Raw genomic sequence first — 11,430 nt, 5'->3', positions numbered from 1 at the left:
GTTGGCTCCTACAGACAGAGGCGCCTGCGGAGACTCACCCCGAGCCATCCGCAACATCTAGTCGCCTACACAGCCACGGTCTAACTCATTAAATGCTGGGGTATGCCGCCGACCTCTTGCTTGAGCAGGCTCAATTCACTGCTCAACCTAAAATACCGACCACCCAATCCGCTGACTCAACAACTCCAGCGCCGCCATGCCCACCAGCGAATTCCCCGCTGCGTTCAATTCCGGCGACCAGACGCACACACTGAAGCGCCCTGGCACTACCGCGACTATGCCGCCGCCGACGCCGCTTTTGCCTGGCAGGCCGACGCGGTAGGCGAAGTTGCCGGCTTCGTCGTAGAGGCCGCTGGTGGCCATGATCGAGTTGACTTGTTGTGTCTGCCGCGAGGTGAGGATGCGTTCGCCGCTGTGTTTGCAAAAACCGTCGTTGGCCAGGAAGCAGAAGGCGCGGGCCAGGTCCACGCAGTTCATGCGGATGGCGCAATGGCTGAAGTAGCTGCGCAGCACCGCCTCGACATCGTTATGGAAGTTGCCGAAGGATTGCATCAGGTAGGCCATTGCCGCATTGCGCGCACGATGCTGGTATTCGGACTCGGCGACGCGGCCATCGACCAGCACGCCCGAATTGCCGGACAAGCGCCGCACGAAATCCCGCATCGACAAGGCCGGCGCGGCGAAGCGTGACTGGTTGATGTCGCAGATCACCAACGCACCGGCGTTGATGAACGGATTGCGCGGGCGGCCGCGTTCGAACTCAAGCTGCACCAGCGAATTGAACGGCTGCCCGGATGGCTCATGGCCCAGGCGCTGCCAGATCTCTTCGCCGGAATGCTGGATCGCCTGCACCAGGCTGAAGACCTTGGAAATGCTCTGCACGGAAAAGGGTGTTTGCGCATCGCCGGCGCAAAACATCTCGCCGTCGTTGCCATACACGGCAATGCCCAACTGTTGCGCCGGCACGTCGGCCAGTGCCGGAATGTAATTGGCGACCTTGCCCTGTCCGATCAGAGGGCGCACTTCTTCGAGGATCTCGTTCAACAACGCTTGCATGCTCACGCCCGTGTCTACTCTCCGGCAGGCTCCAGAGATACGTTTTCTAGACGCTGGATACAAGCGTCAGAGCACAGATTTGCAGGCGCTGCCGAAGGCTGCGATAACGACAGAACACTTAACGCGTTTAAATGCCCTTCGCAGCCTTCGGCAGCGCCTACAGAGACCCTATCTGAAACCACTCGTCAGCGCGGGCCAGAAATCAGCAAAAAAAATGACGTTGTACGACATCATGGAAATTGGACGATTCAACGATCCTCTCTCAACCCCGGTTTCTTATCCTGTCGTCAGCATTGATATAACTATATGTTTATAAAGTATTTGTTTTAGTTAAGAGCTGGATGTACGAGTTATAAGGTCAAAACATCAGAAAAATTGCGTGTGCATAACCCCTCTCCAGCTCCGAAAAAAGTCACTTGCAAAGCGATAGAGGTACGATAACTTACCTCTATCAAGGCAGCGCCATGCAGCTGCCCTGAATGCTGATTCCAATAAAAATAATGAGGGCCTTCTGATGTCGAACTCCGACGTTGCTCAAGCCATACCGGTCGCCGTGTCCGGCCGACTCCCCACTCGACGCCGCTACTTCATGCTGTTTTTGTTGTTGCTGGCGACCATCATCAATTACGTCGACCGGGTGAACATCTCCATTGCCGCGCCCTTCATGGCCAAGGACCTGGGTCTCGACAAACTGCAAATGGGCTTGATCTTCTCGGCCTTCGCCTGGACCTATTCGTTCGCGTTGGTCCCGGCGGGCTTCATTTCCGATCGATTTGGCTCTCGCCTGACCTACGGACTGTCACTGATCACCTGGTCCGCGGCCACCGTGGCCCAAGGCGCAGTGGGTGGCTTCGCTTCGCTGTTCGGCTTGCGGCTGGCGGTCGGGGGGCTGGAAGCACCGGCCTTCCCCGCCAACACCCGCGCCGTGGCGATCTGGTTCCCGTCACGGGAACGCGGACTGGCCAGCAGTATTTTCGTCAGCGGCCAGTACCTGGGCACGGCGCTGTTTACCGGCGGTTTGCTGTGGCTGGCGACCACCTTCAGTTGGCGCTATGTGTTCATCGTTACCGGCGTGATCGGTGTGCTGTTTGGCATCGCCTGGCTTTACTTGTATCGCGACCCGCTGAGTTGCAAGAAAGTCAGCAAAGAAGAACTGAGCTACATCGAGGAAGGCGGCGGTCTGGTCAAAAGCAGTAAAGACCGCAATAAATTCAACTGGCGCCAAGTAGCCGAGTTGTTCCAATACCGCCAGGTCTGGGCGATTTGCCTGGGCAAGTTCGCCAGTACCTCGGCGTTGTATTTTTTCCTCACCTGGTTCCCGACTTACCTGATCGAAGAACGCCATTTGACCATGGTCAAAGTGGGGATCTTTGCCGTCTTGCCGTTCATTGGTGCGACCGTGGGGATTTTGCTGGCGGGCATTGTTTCGGACACCCTGATTCGCCGTGGTTATTCGATGTCGTTTGCTCGCAAGTTGCCGCTGGTAGTCGGTTCGATGTTGGGCATGTCGATTGTGCTGATCAACTTCACCAACTCCGATGAGTTGTGCATCGCCATTCTGACCTGCGCCTTCTTTGCCCAGGGCATCGCCTCGGCATCATGGGCTGCGGTGGCGGAAATCGCGCCGAAAGAACTGATCGGCTTGACCGGCGGGATCACCAGCCTGGCCGCCAACATCGGCGGGATTGTGACCCCGATCGTGATCGGCGCCATCCTGACGGCGACCAACTCGTTCTCGCTGGTGTTCTATTTTATCGGTGGCCTCGCGTTGATCGGCACCTTGTCTTATTCGCTGTTACTGGGTCGTTTGTACCGTATCCAGTTGAAAACGGCGGCGTGACAATTCAGGGCCTTTTGTCCAAAAAGGTCGTGGTTTAGTCCACATGACATCAACCGGTTGTTCCTACACTGGCTGTGCGGCAAACACTTGAATAACGGACTGAACGCTATGAATAACTACGTTTTTCCACCGTTGCCACAACCGCGTTTGCCGGTTCAGGACAGCACCGAATACTTCCCGGTTGCCCGAGTGTTTTGCATGGGGCGTAACTATTGGTGGCCAGAAGCGCTGGTGGACGGAAAAGCACCGGAGCGTGAGGCACCGTTTTTCTTCATGAAGCCGGCCCATGCCATTGCTCCCGCCCATGGACACCTGCCGTTTCCGTCGCTGACCGCTGAGTTCTGCCCTGAAATCGAACTGGTGATCGCCATCGGCAAAGACGGCAGCGATATCGCCGAAGGCGAGGCCCTGAATCACGTTTGGGGATACGCCGCCGGTCTGGACATGACCCGCCGCGACATTCAGATGGCAGCGAAAGCGCAGGGCCGGCCGTGGGAAAGTTCCAAAGCTTTCGAGCACTCCGCCCCCGCCACTGCGATTGTTCCGGTGAGCAAGATCGGCCATCCGACCTCCGGCGCGCTGTGGTTGCAGGTCAACGGCGTCGATCGCCAGCGCTCGAACCTCGCCAACCAGATCTGGTCGGTGGCGGAAGTCGTCAGCCGCATTTCGCAGTCCATCGGGCTCAAGGCCGGCGACCTGATTTTCACTGGCACACCCGCAGGCGTGGAGTCGATCCAGGCCGGCGACGTGGTGACCGCCGGCATCGAAGGGATCGGCCAACTGTCGGTCACGGTCGCGACTCACCAACACGCCTTTTCTTAAAGAACACCTGCCCTGGAAGGACACAAAAATGACGAACAGTTCCCCTTTGAAAGTTGCACTGGTTACCGGTGCTGGCAGCGGTATTGGCCGCGCCGTGGCCCAGGTCATGATGGAAGATGGCTACAGCGTGGTGCTTGCCGGCCGTCGCCCGGAACCCCTGAATGAACTGGTGGAGATTGCCACCGCGGCTGGCCAGAACGCGCTTGCCGTGCCCACCGACGTGCGCGATCCGGCGAGTGTCGATGCGCTGTTCGCCACCATCGAAGAAGTCTACGGTCGCCTCGATGTCGCGTTCAACAACGCCGGGATCAACGCCCCGGCCATTCCCATCGACGAACTGCCGGTCGAGCAGTGGTTGAACCTGATCAACACCAACGTCACCGGGGTCTATCTGTGTGCCCGGGGTGCCTTTGGCCTGATGCGAAAACAAAGCCCGCAAGGCGGCCGCATCATCAACAACGGTTCGATCTCGGCACACACCCCTCGCCCGTTCACCGCGCCCTACACCGCGAGCAAACACGCGGTACTGGGCCTGACCAAAAGCCTGGCGCTGGACGGTCGCGAATACAACATCGCCTGCAGCCAGATCGACATCGGCAACGCCCTCACCGAGCTGTCGGTACGCATGACCAAAGGTGTGCGCCAGGCCAATGGGCAGATCGCCGTGGAACCGATGGTCGATGTCAAACACGTCGCTGACGCGGTGCGCTACATCGCCGGTCTGCCGCTGTCCGCCAACGTGCTGAACATGACCGTGATGGCGACCAACATGCCCTTCGTCGGTCGCGGCTGATCAAACCTGTTGAGGTGATTGATGAAACCCGAAGTCCTGCAATTGAGTCCGGTGCTGATCCCGTCGATCAACGCCCGCTTGAATGAGCTGTACACCCTTCGCCCGTATTATCAGCAGAGCGACAAAGCGGCGTACCTGAAGGAACACGGTCACAACATTCGTGGGGTGATCTCCGGCGGCCATACCGGGATCAGCAAGGCGATCATTATGCAGTTGCCGAAACTGGAAGTGGTGGCGGTGAACGGCGTTGGCACTGACGCCGTGGACATGGCTTATGCGCGGGAACGTGGCATTCATGTCACCGCCACGATTGGTGCCCTCACCGATGACGTCGCCGACCTGGCCATCGGTCTGTTAATCAGCGTCTGTCGTGGTATCGGCACCGGCGAGCGCTATGTGCGCGACGGCCAATGGAGCAAGAGCGCCACGCCGCTGGTGCCACTGCCTCTGGCCCGCCAGTTCAGCGGCATGCGGGTCGGCATCGTTGGTCTGGGTCGCGTTGGTCGTGCCGTCGCCACCCGCGCCACTGCGTTTGGTTGCCCGGTCAGTTACACCGACCTGCAGCCGATCAGCGACGTACCTTACACCTTCGTGGCCAGCCTCAAGGCGCTGGCCGAACAAAGCGACGCGTTGATCCTCGCCGCTGCGGCGGACAACGCCGAGGGCATCATTAACGCAGAGATTCTTGATGCATTGGGCGCGCACGGTTTTTTGATCAACGTAGCGCGAGGCAAACTGGTCAACGAGCCTGACCTGGTCGACGCCCTGAGCCAAGGCCGCATCGCCGGCGCCGGTCTCGATGTGTTCGTCGATGAGCCGCACGTGCCCGAGGTGTTGTTCAGCCTGGATAACGTCGTGCTGCAACCGCATCGGGCCAGCGCCACGGTGGAGACCCGCACGCGGATGGGCGAGATTGTATTGGCCAGTCTTGCGCAGGGATTGGCGGGGGAACGGCCGGCGTACAGTTTGACGACGTGAGTCATCTCGCGGAGCTGGAACAATCCGCGGTGACAACTGCAGCTTGTCACCGCATTTCCAGCATCTGCTGGGCCGCATGCTTGACCCTAAGGATTTGTACTGTCTGCGCGTCACTCAATACGCGGTAAAAGATGATGTAGTTCGGGTGAACTATTAACTCGCGACAGCCAGACAAGCCTGGGCGGGCTTGTCGTCCCAGCTCGGGATACTCTTTAAGCAGGCTGGTTTTGTTGCGCAGCTCTTGGCCAAAGTGGGCAGCGCGAGTCGGGCTGTCTTTGCCGATGTACTGAATAATCCTTCGAAGATCTTCACGTGCCATGGTTCTCCATTGAATACTGTAGAGCGAGTCAGTCACGCGGGCTTTCTCTTGTCAGATGCCAGCAGAGCGGCAATGTCGTCATCCATTTGCGCCATGACATCGTCGTGAGAGATGTCGGGTCGAGGATCAGCTATGGATTCCTGAATCTCGGCAGCGAGCCACTTGGTATACGCAGCTGCTTCATGTGCCTCACGCATGGCATCTGACCTGCCCCGATTACCCGAGTCTTGGCCTTTGGCTACTGGATCGTATTCGCTGGCGTCAAATCGCCCTACGCTAATACCGATCTCTTTCAGCACATTCATTGCAGCCAGCGGACTGCCAAAGCGTCGCGGTTCGCTACTGCGGGCCTTTGTCAATATCGCTTCGGAGCCACTGAGGGTGGCGATCTGAATAAGGAATGCGCTGCCCAGAGCTTTCAATGTTACTCCAGCCACCCCCCCAGCATTGCTTGCAGCTCGTAGCTGCTCTATCGTCATGCTCAGCATGATCAGCTCCTTGATTGTTAACGCACTAAAATAAGGACAATTCTGCACACCTTTAAGGACACGTGCAAATCATCGCCGTCTCAGGTCGATATTCAATCGATCACACAGCCCATGCAGCTAGCCAAATGACCGCAATTCATCGTTCAGATATCGCCCCGCCCGCCGATAGCGTTTATGCGTAGAAGCGTACTGGCCGAAAAACAACAATTCCCCTGCGGTACGAGCATCTAAAAATCGAGATAACTGGAGGAGTTTTTGATGAATAGCTGGTTCGCAAATATCAGCGTCAACATGAAGTTGGCCTTGGGCTTTGGCCTGGTGCTGGTCCTGACGGCCATCCTGGCGCTGATCGGCTGGACCAGCCTCGACGGGCTGATTGCTCGCAGCGACAGGATGAGCGAGATTTCCACGCTCGATGACAAATTGACCGTGCTGCGCGTCTCGCGCCTGCAATACATGATCGCCAACGGTGACGAAACCGTCGGCCAGACGGTGCAAGCGGCGATCGACGCCTATAAGACCCAACAGCAGAAACTGAGCAAGACGCTGACCAGTCCTGAAGACGTGAAAATGCTGGCGACATTGAGCGATGCCAGCAGCAACTATGAAAAAGCCCTGGCCAAGATGCGCGATGCTTACAAGGTCTCCAGCACCGTACGCGCGCAAATGGGTGTCGATGCGGTCAAAGGCGCCGAGATCATCAGCGGGATCATGGACACCGTGCTGCAACTGCCGGCGACCGACGAGTCCCGCTTCAGTCAGTACCAGGCCATCATCAAGGCCAAAGAAGACCTGATGCTGGTGCGCTATGAAGTGCGCGGTTACACCGGTAACTCGATCAGCGAAACCGAGCAGAAGGCCATGGCCCAACTCGACACCGCGATCAAGGGTCTGAAGCCCCTCAACGAGGTGTTCGGCAGCGCGCAACCGGAGAAGCTCAAGCAACTGGAAACCGCCCTGCTCAACTATCAGGCCTCGGTGATGGCCTACAAAAATGCCTCTACCGACATCATCGCCGCGCGTAAATCGCTGGGTGAGTTGGGCGCCGTGATCGTCGACCTGAACGATGAGCTCTACAAATTCCAGACCACCCAACGCGACCTGGAAAGCACCCACTCCCGCACCCTGCAACTGGGCGCTACGTTGTTGGCCTTGTTTCTCGGCGCCCTGGCCGCGCTGATCATCACCCGGCAGATCACCCGCCCGTTGCAGCAAACCCTGGCCGTGGTCGAGCGCATTGCTTCTGGTGATTTGTCGCACTCGGCAGCGGTTACCCGTCGTGACGAACTGGGCGTGCTGCAGCAAGGCATTCAGCGCATGGGCGCGACCCTGCGCGAGTTGATCGGCGGGATTCGCGATGGTGTGACTCAGATCGCCAGCGCCGCCGAAGAACTCTCCGCAGTGACTCAGCAAACCAGCGCCGGGGTCAACAGCCAGAAATCCGAGACCGACCAGGTCGCCACCGCCATGCACGAGATGTCGGCCACCGTTCAGGAGGTTGCACGCAACGCTGAGCAGGCGTCCCATGCCGCAGCCGACGCGGACAAACAAGCCCGTGACGGTGACAAGGTGGTGGGTGAAGCCATCACCCAGATCGAGCGTCTGGCCGCCGAGGTGATTCGCTCCAGCGATGCCATGAACGGCCTGCAACAAGAGAGCGACAAGATCGGCAAAGTCATGGACGTGATTAAGGCCGTGGCCGAGCAAACCAACCTGCTGGCGCTCAACGCAGCGATTGAAGCGGCGCGTGCCGGTGAAGCCGGACGTGGTTTTGCGGTGGTCGCCGATGAAGTGCGTGGCCTGGCGCAGCGCACGCAGAAATCCACCGAGGAGATCGAAAGCCTGGTGGCCAGCCTGCAGAACGGTACGCAGCAGGTGTCGAGCATCATGCTCAGCAGCCGCAACCTGACCGACAGCAGCGTGGCCTTGACGCGCAAGGCCGGCACCTCGCTGGAGAGCATCACCCACACGGTGTCGAGCATTCAGGCGATGAACCAACAGATCGCCGCAGCCGCCGAGCAGCAAAGCGCGGTGGCGGAAGAGATCAGCCGCAGCATTCTCAAAGTGCGCGACGTTTCCGAGCAGACGGCAGCCGCCAGCGACGACACCGCTGCCTCCAGCGTCGAACTGGCCCGCTTGAGCAACCAGTTGCAAACCCTGGTCAGCCATTTCCGCATGTAACCTCCGCGTCAAAGTGGCGCCCTGGGTTTGTCAACCGGGCGCCGCGTTTTTTAAAACATCCTTAAGCAGCATTGCGCCCACGCCCCCCAACCCGGCATGCTTGCCCCGACGGCGCGCAACCGTTTGCCGAGTGGGCGAACCGCGACGTCTGATTTGATCGGAGCGCAGTCGGTAATGACCCACCTCAGTCCTCAGGACGCCACTACCCACACCAAATTGACCTCTCTCGAAGTTCGCGGAATGCTCGCGATTCTGATGTCGATCGCCTTGGCCACCCTAGACACCGCCATCGCCAACACCGCCCTGCCCGCGATTGCCACGGACCTGAGCGCATCACCCGCAGCCTCGGTATGGGTGATCAATGCGTATCAGTTGGCCGCAGTGGCGACCCTGTTGCCGCTGGCGGCGCTGGGCGGCATCGTCGGACATCGACGGGTGTTTCTCGGCGGTCTGATTCTGTTCATCGTCTCCTCCGCGCTGTGCACCCTGTCCTGGTCGCTGCCGACCCTGACCATCGCCCGGGTGTTCCAGGGCCTCGGTGCGGCGGCGATCATGAGCGTCAACGCGGCGCTGATCAGTTCGATTTTCTCCCGCGAACACCTGGGCCGAGGCATGGGCCTGAACGCACTGGTGGTGGGTGTGTCATTCGCCGCCGGCCCGACCGTGGCTTCGCTGGTGTTGTCGGTGGCGCACTGGCCATGGTTGTTTGCGATCAACCTGCCGATTGGTTGTTTCGCCTTGTTCTTCGCCTGGTCAGCGCTGCCGGCGACCAAACTCAGCGGCCTGCCCTTCGACCGGATCACCGCGATACTCAATGTCATCACCTTTGGCGCCTTGATCTACTCGCTTAGCCAGTTCGCCCAGCTGGCTTCGATGACCAGCGTATTGATCGCGTTCGCCATCTTCCTGGTGGCCGGCGCGCTCATGCTGCATCGGGAAGCCGGACATCCCGCGCCGATGTTCCCCCTCGACCTGCTCAAGCGTCCGTTGTTTGCCTTGTCGGCGATCACCGCGGTGTGTTCGTTCGCGACCCAGGGCCTGGCGTTCGTTTCGCTGCCGTTTTTCTTTGAAAACGTACTGGGGCGTGACCCGGTGCAGACCGGCTTCCTGATGACCCCATGGTCGGTGGTGGTTGCGTTGATCGCGCCATTTGCTGGGCGGCTTTCAGATCGTTACCCACCGGGCCTGCTCGGCGGTATCGGTTTGGCGGTACTGTGCGGCGGCATGATCTCGCTGGCGATGCTGCCGACCGATCCCAGCGTCGCGGACATCATCATTCGCATGATTATTTGCGGTCTGGGTTTTGGCTTCTTTCAGGCACCCAACCAGAAAGCCCTGCTCATCAGCGCCCCGCCAGAACGCAGCAGCGGCGCCAGCGGCACCATCGCCACGGCGCGCTTGATTGGCCAGGCAACGGGCGCGGCACTGGTTGCGTTGAGCTACGGCATTTCCGGCGAACACGGGCCGGTTTTGGCCCTGACGCTGGGTGCATGTTTTGCGGCAGTGGGCAGCGTGGCCAGCGGTTTGCGCCTGATGACGCCGAACACGGTAGCCAAGCGCTGACCCGATTGGTGTCAAATAAACCACATGAACGCCTCAACAGGGCGTTTATGTGGCTTAGAGCTTTTTGCTATCACCTTAATGAGGAGAAATAGTGAGGCTGAACGCGCAGAGCATTTCTCTAAAAAATACGACTTAATTTATTTGAATCAATGATTTATTTCGTGTACGTAATTTTTACACTCTTCAGTTCAATTTCTTGACGCACCCCTCGTCCTGTCCTTAGCTATACCTAACTACCCCCGGAAATACCACCAGAGACAGCTCTCGGATACCTGCCAAAGCGGGCCGCCGAAGCTTGTCTCAATGATTTCGGCCGCCCCTCGTTCGGGGTAGGAGAGACGCCAGAGCAGAGTACTTATGCGACAGCAAGGACCACCCCATGAACACTTCCATGACCCCCCGGGACATTAAACTGGCGGTGTATACCGTCTCCACTTCCCTCCTGCTCTGCTCCACCCTGGAGGTTCAAGCGGCCTCGACCGAAAACGATCCCATCCCCTGGGAACGCGGCAGTTTTCCGGTGGTTTCGCTCATGCCCTCCGCGTTAGGCATCTCGCCACACAACCTCGCCACGAACCCGTCGCCGCAAGCCGAATCGCAATGGCTAGCCCGCAATGCGCTGCTCGACCCGGCGCCGATCAGTCCGGCGCTGTATACCTCCCATAGCAGCAATGGCGACACTCAACGGGTTGGGATTTTCGTCGATCAAAATCAATTCTTTGGCGGCAGCGCCGGTTTTGCATCACCGCCCGGCAACAATACTCTGGCACTTCAGGGTCAAAGCCTTGGCGCCTATTGGAGCCTGACTTCGGCCCAAGGCTGGCATGTCAACCTGGTGGCCGCCAACACTCACTTGAATGGCTTTGCCCGCACGGGACAAAGCGCCTGGCAAGCCACCGAGGGCAGCGCCGTGACGTTGTCGGTGGAAGGCGGTTACTCCATCGGCATCAGCGATAACTGGGTGATCGAGCCCCAGGCGCAGGTGATCAACCAACGCACCTCCCTTGGCAGCACCAGCAACGCCACCAACGCGCCATCCACCGACACCAGTACCTGGAGCGGTCGAGTCGGTGCTCGCTTGCAAGGTAACTACCAGGTCAACGGCCTGCCGGTCGAGCCCTACGTGCGGACCAACCTGTGGCAAACCTATTCCAGCGGCGAACTGCTGAGCCTCGGTCCAGTGGACAAGATCAACAGCAGCCGCAACGCATCGAGTGTCGAAGTGGGGCTCGGACTGCTGGCCCGGGTCACACCCAACGTCAGTCTGTTTGTCAGTGGCGACTACAGCGGCAGCACCGATGGCGCGTTTGGTCTGATTGGCAATCTTGGGGTGCGGGTGCGTTGGTAAGCAATACCCTGAACGCTGACTCTGTAGATACCGTCTTGATCG

10 protein-coding genes and 1 pseudogene are annotated in these 11,430 nt (G+C 59.1%); 8 read left to right on the top strand and 3 right to left on the bottom strand.

Annotation, left to right across the window (positions count from 1 at the left end; all coding sequences use genetic code 11):
- Nucleotides 1-147: 147 nt before the first annotated feature.
- The gene (gene glsB, locus ACF0H7_RS10805) at nucleotides 148-1,056 is read right to left on the bottom strand and encodes a glutaminase B (protein WP_397452744.1); all 909 of its coding nucleotides are present in this window, start codon (nucleotides 1,054-1,056) and stop codon (nucleotides 148-150) included.
- A 514-nt stretch (nucleotides 1,057-1,570) separates the two neighbouring features.
- On the opposite strand from glsB, the gene ACF0H7_RS10800 reads away from it, so the two are divergent.
- The 4 genes from ACF0H7_RS10800 to ACF0H7_RS10785 all read left to right on the top strand — a co-directional run bounded on the left by ACF0H7_RS10800 (nucleotide 1,571) and on the right by ACF0H7_RS10785 (nucleotide 5,489).
- Nucleotides 1,571-2,896, top strand: coding sequence for an MFS transporter (locus tag ACF0H7_RS10800; RefSeq protein WP_397452743.1), 1,326 nt, complete (start codon nucleotides 1,571-1,573; stop codon nucleotides 2,894-2,896).
- A 108-nt stretch (nucleotides 2,897-3,004) separates the two neighbouring features.
- Nucleotides 3,005-3,718 (top strand): fumarylacetoacetate hydrolase family protein, encoded by a 714-nt coding sequence (locus ACF0H7_RS10795; protein ID WP_397452742.1) that lies wholly within the window; start codon nucleotides 3,005-3,007, stop codon nucleotides 3,716-3,718.
- A gap of 28 nt (nucleotides 3,719-3,746) precedes the next feature.
- A complete protein-coding gene (locus ACF0H7_RS10790) occupies nucleotides 3,747-4,511 on the top strand; it encodes an SDR family oxidoreductase (RefSeq protein WP_397452741.1) in 765 nt (254 codons plus the stop codon).
- A 21-nt stretch (nucleotides 4,512-4,532) separates the two neighbouring features.
- Complete coding sequence (locus tag ACF0H7_RS10785; protein ID WP_397452740.1) at nucleotides 4,533-5,489, top strand: 2-hydroxyacid dehydrogenase; 957 nt, start codon at nucleotides 4,533-4,535, stop codon at nucleotides 5,487-5,489.
- A 46-nt stretch (nucleotides 5,490-5,535) separates the two neighbouring features.
- Here ACF0H7_RS10785 and ACF0H7_RS10780 read toward each other — a convergent pair whose 3' ends face one another.
- Nucleotides 5,536-5,844: a type II toxin-antitoxin system RelE/ParE family toxin gene (locus ACF0H7_RS10780; RefSeq protein ID WP_397452739.1), complete on the bottom strand. Its 309-nt coding sequence runs from the start codon at nucleotides 5,842-5,844 to the stop codon at nucleotides 5,536-5,538.
- Nucleotides 5,841-6,296 carry a hypothetical protein gene (locus tag ACF0H7_RS10775; protein ID WP_397452738.1) on the bottom strand — a complete coding sequence of 152 codons (456 nt, stop codon included), beginning with the start codon at nucleotides 6,294-6,296 and terminating at the stop codon, nucleotides 5,841-5,843. The genes ACF0H7_RS10780 and ACF0H7_RS10775 overlap by 4 nt, the downstream gene beginning before the upstream one ends.
- Before the next feature lie 258 nt (nucleotides 6,297-6,554).
- On the opposite strand from ACF0H7_RS10775, the pseudogene ACF0H7_RS10770 reads away from it, so the two are divergent.
- The 4 genes and pseudogenes from ACF0H7_RS10770 to ACF0H7_RS10755 all read left to right on the top strand — a co-directional run.
- Nucleotides 6,555-7,574, top strand: a pseudogene (locus ACF0H7_RS10770) (methyl-accepting chemotaxis protein); the annotation flags it as partial.
- 39 nt (nucleotides 7,575-7,613) lie between these two features.
- Nucleotides 7,614-8,477: a methyl-accepting chemotaxis protein gene (locus ACF0H7_RS10765; protein ID WP_397453877.1), complete on the top strand. Its 864-nt coding sequence runs from the start codon at nucleotides 7,614-7,616 to the stop codon at nucleotides 8,475-8,477.
- A 240-nt stretch (nucleotides 8,478-8,717) separates the two neighbouring features.
- Complete coding sequence (locus ACF0H7_RS10760) at nucleotides 8,718-10,040, top strand: MFS transporter (RefSeq protein ID WP_397453876.1); 1,323 nt, start codon at nucleotides 8,718-8,720, stop codon at nucleotides 10,038-10,040.
- A 379-nt stretch (nucleotides 10,041-10,419) separates the two neighbouring features.
- Nucleotides 10,420-11,388 carry an autotransporter outer membrane beta-barrel domain-containing protein gene (locus tag ACF0H7_RS10755; RefSeq protein WP_397452737.1) on the top strand — a complete coding sequence of 323 codons (969 nt, stop codon included), beginning with the start codon at nucleotides 10,420-10,422 and terminating at the stop codon, nucleotides 11,386-11,388.
- The last annotated feature ends 42 nt before the right edge of the window (nucleotides 11,389-11,430 follow it).

This window comes from Pseudomonas sp. NA-150 (assembly GCF_044336365.1).
Lineage (GTDB): Bacteria > Pseudomonadota > Gammaproteobacteria > Pseudomonadales > Pseudomonadaceae > Aquipseudomonas.
The sequence above is the reverse complement of the archived record's forward strand: the minus strand, read 5'-3'. Positions and strand labels throughout refer to the sequence as shown.